Origin of the sequence: Micromonospora sp. NPDC053740 (assembly GCF_040677775.1) — a bacterium.
In the GTDB taxonomy this organism is placed as follows: domain Bacteria; phylum Actinomycetota; class Actinomycetes; order Mycobacteriales; family Micromonosporaceae; genus Micromonospora; species Micromonospora alfalfae.
In genome coordinates, this window is the sequence record NZ_JBFASO010000015.1 from 52077 (window position 1) to 72496 (window position 20420).

Sequence of the window (20420 nt, forward strand, 5' to 3'; positions counted from 1 at the left end):
CCGCCACGATGAGGGTGCCGGCAGGTGAGCCATTCGGGAATGGTCCCGGCCCCCCGGGTCGTTGCAGTCCCCACGACCGACCACCTGGCACCGCCTCGATGAGGGTGCCGACGGGTGGGCCAACCCGGAATGACCCCCGGCCCCCCGGTCGTTACACAGGGTCCCGGCGCCACGAGCCCCCCGCTCGCAGGTCGCCGACCCCGACGCCCTGATGGGCGTCACCCCCCAAAGACTTTCTCCCTTTGTTTGTGCAGCGCCGGACGAGGTGCTCACACCCCGCCGCCGCCCCCCTTGGTGGTCGGGGTGTCCTACCCCCGAAGGAGCTACCCCTCATGAACACGATCTTCCGTAAGAGCATGCTGTCCGTTGCTGGTCTCGCCTTCGCCGGTGGTGTCTTCGCCGGCCCGATCGCCGCCCACGCCGCCACCCCGGCCGTGGACGCCAAGCCCGCCGCCGTAGCGGTGCAGTCGGCGGCGCCGAAGCCGCAGGGCGACCAGTCGCACATCGGCCTCAACGATGAGCAGACCGCGAATGTGAAGGCGATTATCGCCGCGACGAAGAAGGCGGGTCTGCCGGAGCGGGCTGCGGTGATCTCGATCGCGACGAGCCTGCAGGAGTCGAAGCTGGAGAACCTGGGCCACCTCGGCGACATGAACGACCACGACTCGCTGGGCCTGTTCCAGCAGCGCCCGAGCTCGGGTTGGGGCACCCCGGAGCAGATCACCAACCCTGAGTACTCCACGACCGCGTTCCTCAAGGGTTTGAAGCAGGTCGACGGGTGGCAGGACATGCCCCTGACCGACGCCGCGCAGACCGTCCAGGTGTCGGCCTACCCGGACGCCTACGCCCAGTGGGAGCAGCAGGCCACCGACCTCGTTGGCCAGCACTGGAACAGCTGACCACCAGCACCGCACGGTAAGACCGCAGGACACCGACCGCTGGCCGGCACCCGCAACCCCGGGGTGCCGGCCAGCGGCCTTTCCGTTGCGTCCGACCGCCGGACCGTCGGACCCGCGAGGCCGACCACCAACCACCGATACGCCGACCACCAACTGCCAACCATCAACAGCCGGCCCCGCTGGGGAATGTCGCGGCGCAGGGACCCAGGGCGGAGGCGGATGGCGTCACCATGCGGCACTCGTTCACAGATCTTGGACACTTTCCGTCCTGCGCTAACGGAAAGTGTCCAAGATCTGAAGGGACAGGCCGCCTTGTGGCACCAGGCTGGTGCGCGTCGGTAACGCGGACCGCCCGCAGCCAACCCGCAGCGGTCAGAAGAGGACGGTGGCCAGGGTGCCAATCGGTTGGAAGCCGCAGCGCTCGTAGACGCGGCGGGCCGGCAGGTTGAAATCGTTGACGTACAGGCTGACGGTGGGGGCGACCCGCAGCAGCGCGTCGCGGACCACGGCTGCCATGGCGGCGGTGGCGATGCCGCGGCCCCGCCATTCTGGTGCTACCCAGACGCCCTGGATCTGCGCCGTCCGTTTGGTCACCACGGCCAGCTCGGCTTTGAACACAACTTTGCCGTCGATGATGCGGGCGTACGCGCGACCTGTCCGGACCAGGTCGTTGACCCGCCGCCGGTAGCTGCGTCCGCCGTCCTCGGCCAGCGGGGAGACGCCGACCTCTTCGGTGTACATGGCCACCGCCGCCGGGAAGAGCCGGTCGACCTCGCCGGAGCGCACCTGGCGTACCTCCGGATCGGCTGGTACGGGTGGCAGCGTGTCGGTGACCAGCAGCGGCTGATTGGGGCGGACGTCTCGCGCTGGCCCCCAGGTGTCGGAGAGGCGGTCCCACAGCCCGAGTACGGCATCGGCCCGGCCGACGATGGAGGAGCAGAGCCGTTCCTCGCCCGCGAGCAGGTCGGCGAAGGCAGCCACTGCGGCGTCGCTCGCCAGCACCGGGGTCAGGTTGCCGCCGAGCCAGCAGAGTGATTCGAGGTTGCGGCGGGCCCCGTACCCCAGGATTCTGCCTTCGGCCCGCCACCAGGAGAGCCCACGCGCGGCGATTCGCTCGGCGACCTGCGCGCCCGCGAACGGGTCATGGTCGAGCAGTCGCTCGACCGCGCGGCGCTCCGATTCCCCCAGTTGGCGTACCGGCACCGTCAGCACGACTATCAGCCTGCCAGATCGGCACCCTGCTTCGCCGGTCGAGTGACAAGGCCGGCACCGTCTCCGCCGGGCCGGGTCCGCCCGGCCCATCGGACGACCGGGGGCACCAGGGCTCCGAGCAGGAGAAACAGGGCGCCGAGCACAAGCCAGCCGGGTACGCCCCAGCCGAGCGCGAGGGTGGTGACCACCACCGGTGCGAGCATCTTGCCCAGTTCGTAGCCCATGCCGTACGCCCCCTGGTACTGCCCTTGGGCGTCCGCCGGTGCGAGCCCGAAGGAGATCCCCCAGCCTGCGGCGGAGTGCCACAGCTCCCCGGTCACGTGCGCGACTGCCCCGAGGCCGAGGAGGCCCACCGCGCCGGCGGTGGGCAGCGCGCCGCTGGCGGCGAAGAGTACGCAGGCCAGGGCGATGGCCACGCCCGCTCGACGGGCGGCGCGGGCGGCTCCGGGCACGGTGGCGGCGCTCCGCGTGGCTCGTACCTGAAGGAGCACCACCAGCACGGTGTTGACCAGCGTCAACACGGAGATCATCCAGATGGGTGCCCGGGTATGCCCGGCGATCCACAGCGGCAGGGCGAGGGTGAGCAGGCTGAAGTGCATCGACATCAGCCCGTCGACCAGGGTGAAGGCGAGAAACGGGCGGTCGCGTAGGGCAATCAGCCGAGGCCCGTGCGCCGGGGCGGCGACCGGGGCGACGGCGGGCAGTCGGAGGAAGACCACCGCCGCGGCCAGTGACGCCGCCGCCGCGGTCAGGATCAGCGCGACGTACCCGGTTCGGGTGTCGGCGGCGATGGCGAACCCGCCGAGGACGGCGCCGACGGAGATCCCGACGTTGGTGGTGGCCCGCAGGTAGGCGCGGGTGCGGACCCGCTGGTCGGCCGGGATGGCTCCGGCGATCAGCGCGCCTCGGGCGCCCCGCTCGATTGCAGCGGCGAGCGCCGTAGCGGCTCCCACCAGCACGAATGTGGGGAACGACCGGACGGCGATCAGGCCGATGGTCGACGTGCCGCCGGCGAACAGTGCGCCGACCTGCACCCCGCGTGGGCCGATGCGGTCGGCTAGGTAGCCGCCCGGTGTGCTGGCCAGCACACCGACCAGCGCCGAGATGGTCAGGCCGATGCCCACCTGGGTCGCCGACAGGCCGACCGATCGGGTGAGGAAGAGCGCGCTTGCCACGAGCCAGAGGCTCCGCCCAGCGGTCTTGACCAGGGTGCCGAGGGTGAGGACCCGGGCCGGGCCCGGTGGGGGAAGTAGGCGCATGGTCGACACCCTAACAAGACGTACGTACGGTTTGGGAAATGCAGGGTTGTCGGCGATGCATTGCCGATATATCGTTGATGCATCAGCGATAGTCCTACGAAAGGGAGAGCCCGATGAGGTTCCACCGACAGCACCACCCGATGCACGAGGCGAGGATGCGGGGGTTCGGCTTCCCACCGATCCCGCCCGGTCCGCACGGTCATGGCCCCGAGCACGGATCCGGCGGCCCCTGGGGCGGGCGAGGCCGCGGCCGGGGTCGGGGCCGACGCCCCAACGTCCGAGCCTCCGTACTGGCTCTGCTCACCGAGCGGCCGATGCACGGCTACGAGATGATCCAGGAGATCGACTCCCGCACCGGCGGTGCGTGGCGGCCGAGCCCGGGTTCGATCTACCCCACGCTTCAGCTACTCGAGGACGAGGGTGTGATCGTCGCCAGCACCGAGGAGTCCGGTGGGGGGCGAAAGCGCTTCACTGTCAGCGAGGCCGGCCAGGCCGAGGCCGCCGAGGCCGCGCAGACCCCGCCGTGGGCGGACGTCGCCCAGGGCACGGTGAGCAGCTGGCACGACATCCGCGACTCCGGCGCGCAGGCGATGAACGCCCTGCGCCAGGTGATGATGCACGGCACCGACGACCAGCGCGAGCGGGCCGCCCAGGTGCTCGACGAGACCCGACGCAAGCTGTACGCGATCCTCGCCGAATCCGAGTGACGCCAACACCGCACCACAACGCACGCCAGCACCGCACCACAACGCACGCCAACACGGCACCACTACGCACGCCAGCACCGCACTACAACGCGCCAGCGTCACAGACGCAGAGCGGCCGTTCCCCAGCGCGGGGAACGGCCGCTCTTCCAGATGGAAAATCAGTGCACGGTGACGGTCGGGCCGGTGACCAGCCCGCGCAGCTCCTCGGGGAGCTCGGCGCCCATCTCGTCGGCGATCCGCAGCGCCTCCTCGATCAGCGTCTCCACGATCTGCGCCTCGGGCACCGTCTTGACGACCTGCCCCTTGACGAAGATCTGGCCCTTGCCGTTGCCGGAGGCGACGCCGAGGTCGGCTTCCCGGGCCTCGCCCGGACCGTTCACCACGCAGCCCATGACGGCGACCCGCAGCGGCACCGGCAGCCCTTCCAGGCCGGCGGTGACCTCCTCGGCGAGCTTGTAGACGTCCACCTGGGCCCGGCCGCACGACGGGCACGAGACGATCTCCAGGCCCCGCTCGCGCAGACCGAGGGACTCCAGGATCTGGTTGCCGACCTTGATCTCTTCGACCGGCGGGGCGGACAGCGACACCCGGATCGTGTCGCCGATCCCCTCGGCCAGCAGCGCGCCGAAGGCGACCGCCGACTTGATGGTGCCCTGGAACGCCGGGCCGGCCTCGGTGACGCCGAGGTGCAGCGGGTAGTCGCACTGCTCGGCGAGCTGCCGGTACGCCCGGATCATCACGACCGGGTCGTTGTGCTTGACCGAGATCTTGATGTCGCGGAAGCCGTGCTCCTCGAAGAGCGAGCACTCCCACAGCGCCGACTCGACAAGCGCTTCGGCTGTGGCCTTGCCGTACTTGCTCAGCAGGCGCTTGTCCAGCGACCCGGCGTTGACGCCGATCCGGATCGGCACCCCCGCCGCCCCCGCGGCGCGGGCGATCTCCTTGACCTTGTCGTCGAACTGCCGGATGTTGCCCGGGTTGACCCGGACCGCAGCGCAGCCGGCGTCGATCGCGGCGAAGACGTACTTGGGCTGGAAGTGGATGTCGGCGATCACCGGGATCTGCGACTTCTTGGCGATCGCGGGCAGCGCCTCGACGTCGTCCTGGGACGGCACCGCCACCCGGACGATCTGGCAGCCGGACGCGGTCAGCTCGGCGATCTGCTGAAGGGTCGCGTTGATGTCGGAGGTGAGGGTCGTGGTCATCGACTGCACGGAGACCGGCGCACCACCACCGACCGGAACCGAACCGACCATGATCTGGCGGCTGGCCCGACGGGGAGCGAGCGGCGGGGGCGGCACGGCGGGCATACCGAGACTGATAGCTGTCACTTCAGGCACTCACCTTGAGAAGAGCGTGATGGGGTTGACGACGTCCGCAGCGATGGTCAGCAGCGTGAACGCGCCACCGATCAGGATCACCACGTACGTGAAGGGCATCAGTTTGAGGTAGTCCACCCGACCGGGGTCGGTCCGGCCGATCCGCGCGTAGACCCAGGAGCGGGCCCGTTCGAACCAGGCGATGGCGATGTGGCCGCCGTCCACCGGGAGCAGCGGCAGCAGGTTGAACACGCCGATGAAGAAGTTCAGCGACACGAAGAGCATGAAGAAGACCAGCCAGGCGTTGTTCTCCACCGCTTCCCCGCCGAGTCGGCTGGCGCCGACCACGCTGATCGGGGTGTCGACGTCCCGCTCGCCGCCGGTGAGGGCGGTCCACAGGGCAGGGACCTTCTGCGGGAGGCGCTGGAGCGCCTGGGCGGTGCCGACAGCCAGGTCGCCGGTGAAGTCGGCGGTGGCGCCGAAGGCGCCGACCGGGCCGTACGTCACGCGGGTGGGCGTGCTGGGGACGAGCCCGACGCCGAGCGCGGCCACCGGCGCGGCGGCACCGTTGGGGTCGTTCAGCGGCGGACGCTGGGTCTGCGCGAGCACGGTGCTGGTGGTGCCCGGCTGCCCGTCGCGGACGTACGCGATCTGCGCGGTGTCGCCCGGCTTGAGCCCGCGCAGCGTGGTGAGCAGGTCACCGTAGGAGTTGATCTGGGCGCCGTTGACCGAGGTGATCCGGTCGCCGTTCTTCAACTGCGCCTGGGCGGCCGGGCTGGCCGCGTCGGCGGGCGTGCATGCTCGCAGCGAGTTTTCCGGCACCACGCACTCACTGAGCCGGATGACGGCGGGCTCCTGGCGGGCCTGCGCGTCGGTGGTCGGGAAGTCGGGGTTGGGCAGGCCGGCGGAGACGGCGAGGATCCAGATCGTGACCAGGGCCAGCGCGAAGTGCGTGATCGACCCGGCGGCCATCACGATCGTCCGCTTCCAGACCGGGTAGCGCCACATCACGCGCGACTCGTCGCCCGGCTCGACGTCGTCGTCCTGCGGCGTCATCCCGACGATCTTGCAGAAGCCGCCGAGCGGAATGCCCTTGAGGCCGTACTCCGTCTCACCCCGCTTGAACGACCAGATGGTGGGGCCGAAACCGACGAAGTACTTGGTGACCTTCATCCCGAACGCCTTGGCGGTCAGCAGGTGCCCCGCCTCGTGCAAGCTCACCGAGATGAGAATGGCCAGGGCGAAGAGGACCACCCCGAGCAGGTACGACATCAAGCTCCTTCCACCGAACCCGCGATGATCTCCTGCGCGTGCGCGCGTGCCCACGACTCGGCCGCGAGCACGTCCTCGACGGTACCTGGTTCGTCGAAGTCCGGAGCCTCCTCCAACACGCGTTCGAGGGTGTCGACGATGCCGAGGAACGGCAGTCGGCCCGCCACGAACGCGGCCACGCACTCCTCGTTCGCCGCGTTGTAGATCGCCGGCCGGCAGCGCCCGGTCTCCCCGGAAGCCTTCGCGAGGGCGACGGCCGGGAACGCCTCGTCGTCGAGCGGCGCGAACTCCCAGGTGTGCGCGGCCGTCCAGTCGACGGCGGTGGCGGCCTCGGGCACCCGGTCGGGCCAGCCGATGCCGAGCGCGATCGGCAGCCGCATGTCCGGTGGGCTGGCCTGGGCGATCGTCGACCCGTCGACGAACTCGACCATCGAGTGGATCACCGACTGCGGGTGCACCATCACGGCGATGTCGGCGTAGGGCACGTCGAACAGCTCGTGCGCCTCGATCACCTCAAGCGCCTTGTTGACCATGGTCGCCGAGTTGATCGTGACGACCGGCCCCATGTTCCAGGTCGGGTGCGCGAGCGCCTGCTCGGGTGTGACCTGCATCAACTCGTCGCGCCGCCGACCCCGGAACGGGCCGCCGCTGGCCGTGACGATCAGCCGCCGCACCTCGCCGCGCGAACCGGAGCGCAGACACTGGGCCAGCGCCGAATGCTCCGAGTCGACCGGCACGATCTGCCCCGGCCGCGTCACAGCGGCCTTGACCAGCGGGCCGCCGGCCACCAGCGACTCCTTGTTGGCAAGCGCGAGGGTACGACCACCGCGCAGCGCGGCCAGCGTAGGAGCGAGGCCCAGCGAGCCGACCACCCCGTTGAGCACCACGTCGCACGGCCACTGGGCCAGCTCGGTCATGGCGTCCGGGCCGGCCACGATCTTGGGAAGCTTGAAGTCGCCGGTGGCCCACCCGCGCCGGCTCGCCTCGGCGTAGAACGCGAGTTGCAGGTCCTGCGCGGCGGACGCCTTGGCCACCCCGACCGCCTCGACGCCCAACTCCAGGGCCTGGGTGGCGAGCAGCTCGACATTTCCGCCGCCGGCACCCACGGCGACCACCCGGAACCGGTCCGGGTTGCGCCGGACGATGTCGATGGCCTGCGTGCCGATCGAGCCAGTGGACCCGAGCAGAACAAGGTCGCGGGGGGAAGTCACAGGCCCATTCTCCCCCACCCCCGCCGCACGCCCGCTGGGAGCCTCAGCCCACCCCCGCCGCTGCCGCCCGCCCTCGCTTCCGCCCTTGATCAACACCACATCGCCGATCTGGCGGTAACACCGCTCCCCGATACCCCCACCTCGCCGACCTCGTGTCGATCAAGGGGTGACTCAGCCCTCCTCGCCCGACTCCTCTCGTCCAGCAAGTCGGCCGGGTCGATGGAGAACTCGAAGGGCTCCCGCATCGCGAAGGTGCTCCCCGCCGCAGCGGCGGCCAACGGCCGGTACTCGCCGTCGGACAGCTCGAACAGGGCCATGGTCGGCACGCGGTTACGCAGAACGACCCGGAGAAAGAACGGCACCCCGACCGCGGCGTACTCGCGAAGCCTGTCGATCACGTGACTTGCGCCGTGAGACCCGCTAATCGACAGTCTGGCCAGCTTTCCTGTCCATGGCCCAAGGATCGCCACCATCGGCAGATTTCAGCGGATTCCAAGAGCCTTCATGCCATTGCGGTAAAACATGGACTGCATTCCAGCCTCCTCTCGCACGTTGTCAATGAATTGAGGGCTGAAGCCTGCGGTCGACCCTGCCACAAGATCAAAGACATGCGCTTGAGCGCGGAGCTCAAATGCGGCCCAAGATTGTTGGGAATCAGGCAAAGGCGCAGAGGCTCGATCCATCTCCATTGCAATCCGCAACGCCTGGCCGGCAATCGTGCAACACCGTTCGACATCGTCAACCGATCGATCAAGGAGGGTTGAAATTACATCGATGGCCGCCGCTGCTGCCTGAAACCCGGGGCGACTCGACGCTCGAATGCGTTCGGTGAACAGCTGGAAACTGTCCTTCAGGTGCATTTCTAGTGCATCGGACTGCGCAAACCCTGTCAACTCGCGCCATCTCAATTCCACCCCTTGCTTAGGGTCAAGGGTGTCAGTGGCGAATGGCCTGTCCAAACGCTCAAGAAAAATGGGAAGCAGAGATGTGACCCTTGTAGCAGCCGCCACAGAAACAAGGAGCTCTTCGTTAGGTATAGACATAGCATCCCTCACGATCGTTCCTTCACCACCTAGCTCGAGTGGGGGTCACAATGCGCCCGCCAAGCCTTTCGATCAGCGGCGCACAGTAATCATCACAGAAGTCGCGACTGGCAATCAGAAGCTTCGGCTCGACTCCCAGATTCATCGCCTCAGTCAACAGCTTCCCTTCTGCATGATTACGGCCCAGCAGGTGAGGGTTGTCGCTCACTCGAGGCAGTCCTGGGTAGATACGGAACGCTTCATCTGCATCATCAAGTAAATCGATCTGACGATTGGAAATGTTGGATCTCGCCCCAACCGCGAAGAGGTCCACACCTTCGACGACGTGCAAGCCGCCTACAGTCCGGAACCCGGCTCCGGCTCCCATCTGTTCGGTGAGGGCACTGACCCTACCCTGCAGCGCGGCCGGGTCTTCGTCGCCTGAGGTGCCACAGTTGTGAACCAGGACCGGCATGGTCCCGGCGAGCACGTAGTACGTGTGGGTGTTGGCGACGGTGAGGTTGTGGACGGTGGCCGACGCGGTGCTCCAGCGCTCGATCGCCGTGATCTGCACGAGGGTTCCGGCGCTGGTTCGCAGCATCTGGCCGGATCGCAGGTCGGTGGCGTCGACCCACTCGTTCAGCTCCGGCACCCAGAACGGGTGCCCGTCGGTCGCGGTGACCTCGGCCGTGTCCGAACCCTGCTCACCGTCGGTGTCAATGGTGACCTTCACCAGGTGTTTGACACCCTCACCCTTGATCGAGGCGGCGACCGTCTCCACCTCGACCCGACCCGTCTCCGGATCAGTCACCTGGACCTTGTCGCCCGGCTTGACGTCCTCGACCGGCTTGGCCGACCCGTCGGCCATGAGCACCTTGGTACCGGGTACGAAGCTGTTTCCAGAAGTCTTGCAGGAGCCGCCGCTGGAGCCGCCGTTACTACGTTCCGAGGCACCTGCTTTTCCGCCGGGCTTGGAGTCGCCCTTGCCGGCACTGGACTTCCCAGCACCGCTCGATTTGGCCGACGATCCCTTCGGGTTGCTCTTGGCCTGGGCCTGTTTCTGCGCCGGGTTGCCCGTCTTCTTCGAGGCGTTCGTCGCCTTGTTGCTCGTCGTGCTGACCTTGTCGGCGGCCTTCTTCTTGGCTGCCTGCGCGGCCTTCTTCGCCCGCTCGATCGCCAACTTCTTGGCGTTCAGCGCCGCTGTCTCCGCCGCTCGGACGGCCGCCAGGACAGCCTCAGCCGCCCGTTTCGCGGCCTTCCACGCCTGGATTGCCGCGATCGTCCGGTCGATCGCCCTGATCACGGCCGGGATCTTGCCGATCTTGCCCCAGGGGATCGCGCCGATGATCAGGCTGCCGCACGCCCACATGTCACCGCCGAAGCAGTTGATGGCGTCGTTGATCCCGATGAAGTCCTTCAGCATGTACCAGGCCGAATCGAGGATCACCGACATCAGCGACCGGCCCATGTTCGCCTGCGCCTGGGAGACCATCGCCGCCGACAGGCCCGCGCCGGCCAGCGCCGCAGCCGTCTCCGACGCGGTCAGCGCCACCGACAGACCCGACGCGTCCGAGTGGGTGACCGGGTTGTTGTGGGCGTACGCGTACCCGTTGGACTGGGCCGGGTCGGCCAGGTCCAGGACCGGGTCCGCGGACAGGAACCGTCCCACTGTCGGGTCGTACAGACGCGCGCCGAGCGGGGTGTAACCGGAGGCGTCGTCGCGGACCGCACCGAGGAAGCCGGTGTTGCTCTGCATGTTGACGCTGAGCGGGGTGGTGCCACGCTGGTTGCCGAACGGGTCCTGCTTGCGGATCCGCACCGGCATCGCCGTGTCGTGCATGCCGATCTCGGCGTACGTGCTGCCCTGGTGGTCGCCGGCGAGGGCCAGCAGGTTGGAGCCGGAGACAGCGCGGTTCGCGTAGCGGACCACGGTGCCACCCGGCGCGGCGTACGAGCGTTGGACGGAGATCTCCACCCCGCCCGGCTGCACGGTGAGCTGCGCGTCGCCCAGGTTCAGGGTCGCCTGGCGCTGCTGGATCGTCAGGAGACGGGTGCCGCCCGGCCCGTAGATGTGCCGGGTCTCGTCCTGCGCCTCCCACTGCTGGGCGGGCACATTGGCACACGTGGCCAACACGATCGGCGTGCCATCGGCGGTCGCCGCGTCCTTGACGGCGACGCACAGTCCAGACGCGGTGTGCTTGAGCTGGCCGGTCGACAGGCGTTCCAGCTGCTGGCCCACCGAACTGTTGCAGGTCTGCACCGCGAGGACCGAGCCTGCGGTGTTGGCGGCCGGCTGGACACACCAGTTGTCGTACGCGGCCAGCGTGCCCAGGTTGGCGTTGCTCTGGTTCGGGGTAGCAGCGAACGCGAACTTCTGGGCGGGCGACTCGTTGCACGGGTAGAGCATGAGGGGCTGGTTGGGGGTGGCGAGTCCGTTGGTGAGGTCGAGGCACTTGCTGGCCAGACCGACGTACGGGCTCTTGCCCTTGGTGCCCGCACCGGCGATCCGGTCGATCTGGCCGTCGTAGGTCCAGGACAGCGTCTGCTGGTCGCCGTTCTGGATGGAGGTGACGGACTTCGTCTCGCCGGTCAGCTCGTACAGCCGCTCGGCCGCCGCGGTGACCGCGGCACCGGCCGGGGTGACGTAGTTCTTGGTCACCTTGGTGAGGGTCCGCGGCTGGCTGCCGTCGGCCTTGCCATAGGTGTACGTGCTGGTGGCGTCCTTCGCGGTGGCGCCGGTCAGGTCCTTCTCCACCAGCTTGGTGCGGTTACCGAGCAGGTCGTACTCGTACTCCTGCCAGTAGCCGGACTTGTCGGTGCCGATCGCGACGTTGAGGGTGCCGTCCGTGTTGATCGGGCCCGGGGAGCACTGCGCCTGGTTCTTGGCGGTCCAGGCCGTCTTCACCCGGCCGAGCGAGTACTGGAAGCACTGCCGTTCCTCGATGCCGGTCGCCTGCTCGCGGATCGCGAGGATGTTGCCCGCGTCGTCGTAGTTGTAGGAGCGGTTCGAGACGAGGTTCCCGCCGACGATGCTCTTGTCGCCGGTCTGCTCGCGGTAGACCTGCTGGCTGTTGAGGGCACCGCTGGCGTCGTCGTACGAGGCCATCGTCCAGACCCGGTACGGCTGGGCGCCGAGGGTGGACCGCAGCACCTGCCCGTACGGCGAGTAGACGGTCTCCGCGCCGTACCAGTCCTTACCGGACACCGAGAGGGGCAGACCGTCCTTGGTGTAGCGGACGAGAAGCTTCTCGGACGGGAGACTGCCGACGGCGGGGAGTGTGGTCGACTCGGGCAGACCGGTGTCGGTGTAGTTGTACTCGTAGGTGTAGGAGGTCCGCAGGCCCCACGTGTTGGCGACGGTCTGCGGCAGCGTGAGCGTCGTCGACGTGGGCTGGTAGTCGCTGCTGTAACCGCCGACCGTCTGGGTGTACGGCAGACCGTCGGTGTAGCGGGTGGCGCTGGCCGGCAGGCCCTTGCCACCGGCGACGGTGTCGTAGGTGAACTCACCCAGGAGCGTGCCGGTGCTGCTGCCGAGCCGCTGAGACGTCGGGCGGGACAGCTGGTCGTACCCGTTCCAGACCGTGATGCCGCGAGCGTTGGTCGAGGTCAGCTGCCGATCCCGGTGGTCGTACGTCATCCGGCTGGTGCCGGAGTCCGGGTCGGTGGAGGTCTCCATCCGGCCGCGCTGGTCGTAGGTCCAGGTCCACGGGCGGGTCGGGCTCGCGGAGTGGCTGGCCTGCGCGAGTTGGCCACGCGCGTCGTGCTGGTAGCGCATCGTGGTGAACTCGGTGCGGGCGCTGTTGGTGAAGGTGTCGACGCGGGTGGTCCGGCCCAGGGCGTCGGTGAACAGCCGGTAGGAGGTCGCACCCGCCGGGTTGATCACCGTGGAGTGGTCGGCGCCGTACGCGTAGCGGGTGGCCCGGGCCGGCTGCTCGACCTCGGCCAGTACCGGCAGCTCCTGGGTCACCCGGCCGAGGCCGTCGTAGGTGTAGAGGGTGGCATTGGGTACGGGTGCCGGGTTGTCGGGGTCAACGTACGGCGTGAACAGCTGGCCGTTCGGCGCTCCCTTGGCGAGGTAGGCGTTGTTGGTCCGCCACACCTCGCCGGAGCTGTTGTAGTGGGTGTCGGTGATCAGCCGGCCGCCGCCGGTGGCCTCCTCCTGGGTCTGCCGTTCGCGGCCCAGGCCGTCGTAGATGGCGACGGAGGTCTGGATGCGGTTCTCGTGCCCCCGGCTGAAGGTGGTGATGTACGGCGGCTTCCCGGCGGGCACTGTGTACTGGGCCCGGAAGTCCGGTACGGACGTGGACGACGGGGTGCGTCCAGGTCCCCACGCCTCGACGAGGCGGCCCAGCGCGTCGTACTTCGCCTCACTGACCCGGTCGTTCAGGTCGGTGGTCTTGACCGTGACCGCGCGGCCCGGATCCAACTCCCGGACCTGCCTGTGCCCGAGCGAGTTCTCCTCGGTGACGCTGGTGGCCTGGCCGGTGGCCGGAGTGTAAGTGATCTTGGAGGTCTTGCCGTCCGGGTCGGTGCTGCTGACGACGCGACCAGTGGCGTCGAAGCCCGTGGTGCCGTCGTTCTGGAAGCCGGAACCGTCGCCCTTCAACGACCAGGTCTGGCTCGCCAGCCCGCGGGTCGAGGCGCCGAGCGCGACGTCGTACGCCTGCCCGTCGTAGGCGACCCGGCCCGCGGAGCTCAGCGTCTTCAGGTCGTCGAAGTTGGCCGCAGCGCAGGTCGTCGGGCTGGTGCGGATCTGCTTGGTCAACCCGATGAGGTTCTTGTCGTCGCGGTGCAGGTACTCCATGAAGGTGCAGGACTCGTCGCCGGTCTTGCCGGTGTCACCGAGGGACTCGATGTACGTGGGCAGGCCGTGAGTCGCCTCGTGGGTGGTCTTCGTCTCGACGGTGCGCAGGGTGCGAGTGTCGTCACCGCTGCCGGAGGACCTGGTGTACGAAGCCTGCCGGGGCTCGGTGACCCGCCATGCCTGCAGGGGGCTCAGGCCGTCGTCGCGTGAGCGCGTCGCGAGTTCCTGCGCGGCGGGGAACGTCACGCTGCGGGTGAGCCAGTCGCCGTCGGCGTCGGCGGCGTCGGCGTACGTCAACTCCTCGGCGACCCGGCCGGCGAACGCCTCGTGGTCCTTGGCGATCTCGGAGCCGGTGGAGTCCTTCACCGAGACGGTGTCGCCCAGGCCCCGGAAGTACCGGGTGACGGACTTGCTCCGCTTGCTGCCGATGTCGGGGTCGTCGGCACCGGTGATGACGGTGACCTTCTCGACGCCGGCGAACTGGGAGTACGTGCGGGTGGACTTCTTGGTGAATTCCTGCTCGGCGAGCCGCCATGCCGGCTTCTCGTACGCGTACCCGGTGATGGTGGTGTACGCGCCGTCCAGGTTGGGGAGTTCCTCGACGCTGTCGACGACGTACTTCTGGAACCAGTCGATCTCCTCGACCGCCGGGTCGGGGTGCCAGAAGGCGGGGTAGCACAGCCGGTCGTTGGCCTTCAGCTCGGCGGTGTCGCCCTTGCCGGGCAGGCCGGTGCCGTCCTTGCAGTCACCCACCGGCGCCTTGTAGTTGATGACGGTCTCGCCGCCGTACTCGTTGATGACCCGAGCGATGCGCAGGCGGGAGAAGCCGGGGCGGTTGTCCCGCTTGACGCGGTTCGGCATCTCCTCGGTGTTGGACTCGAAGCGCACCGCGTTGAGCGCGATCTTGTCGCCGCTTCGGCCGTGTCCGGTACGGGTGATGGACTCCAGCCAGAGCGCGGTGTTGGGGCCGGTCTTGAGGATCGGGAACGACTGCTTGAGCTGGTACTCGTCCACGAGTTGGAGGGTCTTGGCCGACGTCCGCTGCGCCGAAGTGGTGATCTTGTCGAGGCGCTTGCGGGTGAAGAAGGACGGCGAGGCGTTCCAACACTTCTGGTCGGCGGCGCACCGCAGGTCCGCCGGAGTGTCGTACCAGATTCGGTACTTGTCGGGGTTGGTGCTGGCGAAGTTGCCGTCGGTGCAGGTGAGGGATCCCTCGGCGAAGCAGCGTTCCGCGACGCTGAAGGCGATTCGCGCCAGCGGCGCCTCGGAGAAGAGATTGTCCTTGCGCTGCCCGTAGTCGATGCGGGTCAGGTAGCCGCCGCGGTCGTAGCTGACCGGGTCCTTGAAGTTGAAGTTCCGGGCGTAGTGGTTCGTCTCGCGTTCCCACCACAGGCTCATGGCGTTGCCGTGGATGTCCTCGACGTAGTCGAGGGACCACCGCCATGCCTCGGTGCAGACCGAGCCGGCCCAGTTGCCCGCCTTGTAGCAGGGCTCGTTCGCGTGGTTGCTGTACACCGGAACGGTGAGTACCGAGTTGGTGACCGGATCGTCCGCCGCGCTGCCCCGGTCGGACCAGCCCGGAAGCCGGTTGCGGCCGAAGTGGTAGCGGGTGCCGTCGCGGGTCGTGACGATCCAGTACTCGCCGTCGGCGTCACCGTTCGCCAGGCTGGTGTCCTGCACCAACTGGACCTTGGAACCATCGCCGTTGGCAGTGAACCAGGCGTCCCTGCCCTCGTCCCAGACCAGCTCGGTCGTCATGCCGGCAAGTGACAGGGTGGCGTTCTTCGAGCCCCAGCAGAGGTCGGCGGTGCGGTGCGAGGAGTTGTTCGCACCCGGCTTCTTCGAGTCCTCGCGGCAGCTGGCGTAGCTGCGGGTGATCGCCCCCGCGCTGTAGTCCCAGCCGTCACCGATCCAGGAGGACTGGTTGTTGCTGGCGGAGGTGCGGCCGTCCACCGACTGCGAGGAGTACGACAGCGACACCTTCGGCATCAGGCCGGCGGCCGTCTCGGGAGTCTGTACCTGGTACGAGTAGGTGAACGCGCCAGAGGACGAACCTGCGGCCCAGGAGCCCGAGGAGAGCAGCGGAGTGGCGGTGAAGTCGCCGGCCGCCGACGCGCCGGTGTCCAGCACGCCGACGACGCTTGAGCTTTCCGCCGCGGCGGCGCGTGCGCCCGCCGCACCCTGTGCGCCGAGCAACGCGCCGACGGGCACCTTGCCCGTGACGACCCGCTGCGTCGGCTCGTCCGCGGTGGCCGCGACGCGTGCCGACGCCCGCTTGGTGGGCACCAGCTTCACCTCGCTGGACACCGCCTGGGCACTCGTCGCACCGGGTGCTGCCCACATCGTCCCGCTGTCGCCGGTGGCGCAGTCTCCGCTGTCGGGGGCGTCGAAGACGCAGTCGGGCAACAGCATGACGCCGAAGCGGTCGGCCGCCTGCGGGCCGTACAGGTCGGCGAAGTCCGTGTAGTTGACGTCGAGAGCTACCTCGGCGGCCGGGTCGGCGGTGGTCGGCGGGGTGATCTTCATGATCAGGCCCGACACGCTGGCCGCCTGGGACGCCTCGGGTGCGGCGAGATCGACGGTCCAGGTCCCGGCGAGGGCAGCCGGGTCACCACCCGCCGGTACGCCGAGGGCGACCGGCAGGTCGTCGACCTGCTTGGTCGCGCCGGCCTCGACGCCGGTCAGGTCCACGGCGCCACTGTCCTGCTGCCACGGCGCGACGGACTTGGGCGCGTACGGAACGACCGGCACCTCGTCGGCGGTGAGCAGGTCCGAGTCGGCTTCCTGGTTCTGCAGGACCTGCTTGGTCTTCGGGACGTCCGGCAACTGGACCTGGGTGTCCTCGCGGCTCATGCCGGCGCCCGGCACCGCCCACGCCGGCGCGGGCACGGACGTCGCGACGAGTGTCGTGGACAGGAACAGCACCATCGCCGTACGGGCGCGGTGCCCCCGAGGGCGAAGCGGCTCCGTCGAGGTCCGTCGGCCATGCCACCGCCGGGACAGCAACCCGATACCACGCATACGTGTCGACTCCACCCAGGCGCAAAACGAACGAGGAGGCGCGGAAGACCGCGAAAAGCACGTGCCGGATCGGCACGTGCGTGAGCACTCTGCGGTAGACGGAGTCACTACTCAAGGCCAGCCGATCGTCACCGGATCGGCCATCGGTGATCTGGGTCACGCCGCCATTGGTGATGAGCTGGTTGCGGATGGCAACAATCGGGCGTGCGGGAAAATGGGCCCAAATATCCCTGAATCAGGCTGGCAAAACGTACACAAGATCGAATTACGCGTGAACCCCTGGCGACTTCCCAGTTTTTTGTAACGGATCAATAACGTTGCCCGGGCGGACGAAAAAGACTCACGTCGTGCGATCGTGTGCTCGCGTTTTGCCCCGCGGCCCGCCGAACGGGGCTGCTTGTTGTGCCATCCCCCTGTTGTCGGCCCCCACGGGAGTAGAAGCGCCGTGACCGTGCCTCGCCTGCTCAGCCCACTCGTGCGTACGCGCTTCAGGCTGACTCTCACCCTGGGCGTCCTGCTGGCCGCACTTGTCGCGACCCCACTGCCATTGCGGTGGACCGACCAACCGCGCGACACCGCCCTCGCGCCGGTGCCGGTCGCCCCGCGCGACGAGGCGACCGCGATGACCGACGCCCGGCGGACCGGCACGGACGTGCTGGTGGATACGGCCACCAGCGCCACCTCGCTCACCTGGGCCATGCCGAACGGGCACTTACGCACCACTGTCCACGCCATCCCCCAGCGGTCGAAGAACGCCGCCGGCCAGTGGGTGGCGGTCGACAACACGCTGACCCGCGGCGGAAGCACCGCCAGCGGGCTGGACATCCGACCCGTCAACGCCGTCACGCCGGTACGGTTCTCCGGCGGCAGCGACCCTGGTCAGCCGGACGGCGCCCCGACCGTACTGACCGAAATGGACGTCGAGGGCCACACCATCGCGTACACCTGGCCCGGCCGACTGCCGAAGCCGGTGCTCGACGGCCCGCGCGCCCTCTACCCCGAGGTCCACCCCGGAGTCGACCTGCTCGTCGTCGCCCGTGACGACGGCGGTGTCGGACAACTGCTGATCGTCAAGAACCGAGCAGCCGCCACGATCCAGGCCGTCAGCTCCCTGACCTACGGTCTGCGGTCCCAGACGGTCGTCTTCCGCCGCGACGCGACAACCGGCGGCGTCCTCGCCCTCGACAAGGTCAGCGGCGAGGAGGTCAGCTCGATCCCCAGCCCGTTCGCCTGGGACTCCGCCGGACGCGACCCGGAGGCACCCGACAGCGCCCCCCGCACCTCCGTGGCCACGTCCGCCGACGTGCTGAAGTTGTCCGGCCTCGTCGGCAGTGAGCCGGGTGCACGCGAGGCCCAGATCCCCACCCGACTCGACGGCGACGGCACCGGCGACGTCCGACTGCACCTCGACGCCGCCGCCACCGGGCTGCTCACCAGCCCGGACGTGCTCTTCCCCGTATTCCTGGACCCGACCCTCACCAGCGGCAAACAGGCCTGGGCCACCGTCTATTCACAGCACCCCAACACCAACACCTACAACGGCACCAACTTCAACTCCGGAACCACTGACGCCCGGGTGGGCTACGAGGAGGACACGCCGCTGCGAGCCCGCTCGTTCTGGCGGATGGGTTACAACGCCTCGATCAAGGGTGCAACTGTCACTTCGGCGAGCTTCAAGGTGCTGAACAACCACTCGTGGAACTGCTCCGCCCGCGAGATGCAGCTCTGGCGCACCGGTTCCATCTCCAGCGGCAGCACCTGGAACAAGCAGCCGGCATGGGCAGAGGAACAGTCCCGACGGTCTTTCGCCTACGGGTACGGCAGCAACTGCGCCGACGACTACGTGAGCTTCGACGTGAAGAAGGGCGCCCAGGACGCCGCCAACGGCGGCTGGCCGAACCTCACCCTCGGCATGCGCGCCAGCAGCGAGTCCGACACGCTGACCTGGCGCAAGTTCAAGGTCACCTCCGCCGAGCTGACCGTCACCTACAACCGGCCGCCCAACGAGCCGACGGGCGGCACCACCTCACCCGGCGGTAGTTGCGTGCCCGGCCCGGGCGGAGGCGTAACGGTGGCGAAGACCAACATCGTCCTTTCCGCGTCCGCCTCGGATGGTGACGGCAACCTCAAGAGCCTGCGCTTCCGCTTCTGGAAGAACGGCACCACCACCCCGGCGGGCACCGTCGTCACCGCCACTGTCGACGGCAAGGCCACACTGACGATCCCCTCCGGGAACCTGGAGGACAAGGCGATCTACTCGTGGGAGGTGAGCGCCGAGGACGCGGTGGGCGCCACGTCCTCGTTCTTCCCACCCGGCAACGAGCCGTGCCGCCTCACCATCGACGCCTCCGCACCCCCGGCACCGGACGTCGCCAGCGACGTCTTCAAGCAGGCCACCCCCGACGGCGCGACGTGGGCCACGATCAAGTTCGGCGAGACCGGTCCCATCACGTTCACCGCCTCCGGCGCCACGAGCTTCACCTACTCTTTCGAGAGCATCGGCGCCGTGACCGTGGCAGCGACCAGCGGCAAAGCCACAGTGCCCAACCTGGCGCCCCGGCACGCCGGCCCCACCACCCTGCACGTGTACGCGTACGACTCGGTCGGCAACCGCAGCGCCCGCACCGATTACACGTTCTACCTGCCGCCACGCTCGACCGCCGACGGGCCTGGCGACACGGGCGGTGACGGGATTCCCGACCTGCTCCTGGTGGACTCGTCGGGCAACCTGCGCAACTACGCCGGTGACACGGGCGGCGAGCTGTACGCCTGGCTCGTCGGCTCCTACAGCGACGGCAAGCTCAACCCGACGGGTCACTGGTTCGACCCGAACACGGGCAGGGCGGCCCTGCTCACCAAGCACACCGACACCTATCCCGGCGACGGCACGACCGACATGTTCGCCCGTACCCCGGACGGCGGCTTCTGGCTCTACCCGGGCGACGGGTATGGCACCTTCGACGTCGAACGTCGGCTGCGGGTCATCCTCCCGGCCACCGGTGTCGGCGGAACCGCGGTGCCCTCGCCGGACACCTGGACCCAGATCAAGGCCGTCGGTGACATCACCGGCGACAAGCTCCCGGACCTGATTCTGCGGGCCGGGCCCGCCTTCTGGGCGCTGAGCGGCTACACGGGTGGCAGCTTCCAGGAGGCGACCCTGATGGAGGGCACCGCCTGGGCCCGACGCGAAGTCGTCAACGTGGCGGACATCGATCTGGACGGCACGCCGGACATGCTCTGGCGCAACCTGGACAACGGCAACATGTACGTCCGGCACGGCAAGCCCGGCTCGCTCCCGGGCAGCGTGAACCTTGATTCGCTCAAGTCGGCCGCCGGCTCGCGCAGCGGAGACGTCTCGTACGGGACGGGATGGTCCGAGGCCAACATCAGCGCCATGATCAGCATTCCGGACGTCAGCGGAGACCGGGTTCCCGACTTCTGGACCCGGTCCGGCACCGACGGCATGATGCGGATCTATCACCCTTCCACCACCAGCACCGGTGGGCAGGTGAAGGTCGTCCTGGGTGACGACTGGCGCGGGGTCAAATCGTTCGGCTGACCCACTCTCGTTGAGCGACACGCACAGGGCCTGAGTAGCTGTCTACTCAGGCCCTGTGCTTTCGGCTCGGCGGTGCGGGGGCTGCCGGCCCGATGCCCACGACAGACCTTGCGCAGCGGTGCCCAGCACGAAAGT

At 68.7% G+C, this 20420-nt stretch carries 11 protein-coding genes; 3 read left to right on the forward strand and 8 right to left on the reverse strand.

From position 1 onward, the window contains the following. Positions 1–332 precede the first annotated feature (332 nt). Positions 333–899, forward strand: coding sequence for a hypothetical protein (locus AB0K35_RS31545; RefSeq protein ID WP_363890037.1), 567 nt, complete (start codon positions 333–335; stop codon positions 897–899). Positions 900–1271: 372 nt separating this feature from the next. Here the strand turns inward: AB0K35_RS31545 and AB0K35_RS31550 are convergent, their stop codons facing one another. Both AB0K35_RS31550 and AB0K35_RS31555 read right to left on the reverse strand, forming a co-directional pair. Next, a complete protein-coding gene (locus AB0K35_RS31550; protein ID WP_196921561.1) occupies positions 1272–2111 on the reverse strand; it encodes a DUF4081 domain-containing GNAT family N-acetyltransferase in 840 nt (279 codons plus the stop codon). A 5-nt stretch (positions 2112–2116) separates the two neighbouring features. Next, positions 2117–3370 carry an MFS transporter gene (locus AB0K35_RS31555; RefSeq protein WP_238671722.1) on the reverse strand — a complete coding sequence of 418 codons (1254 nt, stop codon included), beginning with the start codon at positions 3368–3370 and terminating at the stop codon, positions 2117–2119. 113 nt (positions 3371–3483) lie between these two features. On the opposite strand from AB0K35_RS31555, the gene AB0K35_RS31560 reads away from it, so the two are divergent. Then, positions 3484–4077 carry a PadR family transcriptional regulator gene (locus AB0K35_RS31560; RefSeq protein WP_238671721.1) on the forward strand — a complete coding sequence of 198 codons (594 nt, stop codon included), beginning with the start codon at positions 3484–3486 and terminating at the stop codon, positions 4075–4077. 158 nt (positions 4078–4235) lie between these two features. On the opposite strand, the gene ispG is transcribed toward AB0K35_RS31560, so the two are convergent. The 6 genes from ispG to AB0K35_RS31590 all read right to left on the reverse strand — a co-directional run bounded on the left by ispG (position 4236) and on the right by AB0K35_RS31590 (position 16726). After that, a complete protein-coding gene (ispG, locus tag AB0K35_RS31565) occupies positions 4236–5408 on the reverse strand; it encodes a flavodoxin-dependent (E)-4-hydroxy-3-methylbut-2-enyl-diphosphate synthase (RefSeq protein ID WP_112588507.1) in 1173 nt (390 codons plus the stop codon). 9 nt (positions 5409–5417) lie between these two features. Continuing rightward, positions 5418–6668, reverse strand: coding sequence for a site-2 protease family protein (locus AB0K35_RS31570; RefSeq protein WP_363890041.1), 1251 nt, complete (start codon positions 6666–6668; stop codon positions 5418–5420). Then, positions 6668–7879: a 1-deoxy-D-xylulose-5-phosphate reductoisomerase gene (gene dxr, locus AB0K35_RS31575; protein ID WP_363890044.1), complete on the reverse strand. Its 1212-nt coding sequence runs from the start codon at positions 7877–7879 to the stop codon at positions 6668–6670. Before dxr ends, AB0K35_RS31570 begins: the two co-directional genes overlap by 1 nt. 89 nt (positions 7880–7968) lie before the next feature. Beyond that, positions 7969–8277 carry a hypothetical protein gene (locus AB0K35_RS31580; RefSeq protein WP_363890046.1) on the reverse strand — a complete coding sequence of 103 codons (309 nt, stop codon included), beginning with the start codon at positions 8275–8277 and terminating at the stop codon, positions 7969–7971. Positions 8278–8361: 84 nt separating this feature from the next. Continuing rightward, a complete protein-coding gene (locus AB0K35_RS31585; protein WP_238671717.1) occupies positions 8362–8934 on the reverse strand; it encodes a hypothetical protein in 573 nt (190 codons plus the stop codon). Between the two features lie 10 nt (positions 8935–8944). Beyond that, positions 8945–16726, reverse strand: coding sequence for a ricin-type beta-trefoil lectin domain protein (locus tag AB0K35_RS31590; protein WP_363890049.1), 7782 nt, complete (start codon positions 16724–16726; stop codon positions 8945–8947). 445 nt (positions 16727–17171) lie between these two features. Here AB0K35_RS31590 and AB0K35_RS31595 point away from each other — a divergent pair, with 445 nt between their 5' ends. Continuing rightward, on the forward strand, positions 17172–20285 hold the full coding sequence (locus AB0K35_RS31595) for a DNRLRE domain-containing protein (protein ID WP_363890051.1): 3114 nt from the start codon (positions 17172–17174) through the stop codon (positions 20283–20285). Positions 20286–20420: the final 135 nt, after the last annotated feature.

Coding starts and splice junctions, on each gene's coding strand:
- AB0K35_RS31545 (WP_363890037.1), top strand. CDS start 333: ATGAACACGATCTTCCGTAAGAGCATGCTGTCCGTTGCTGGTCTCGCC.
- AB0K35_RS31555 (WP_238671722.1), bottom strand. CDS start 3,370: ATGCGCCTACTTCCCCCACCGGGCCCGGCCCGGGTCCTCACCCTCGGC.
- AB0K35_RS31560 (WP_238671721.1), top strand. CDS start 3,484: ATGAGGTTCCACCGACAGCACCACCCGATGCACGAGGCGAGGATGCGG.
- AB0K35_RS31570 (WP_363890041.1), bottom strand. CDS start 6,668: ATGTCGTACCTGCTCGGGGTGGTCCTCTTCGCCCTGGCCATTCTCATC.
- AB0K35_RS31590 (WP_363890049.1), bottom strand. CDS start 16,726: ATGCGTGGTATCGGGTTGCTGTCCCGGCGGTGGCATGGCCGACGGACC.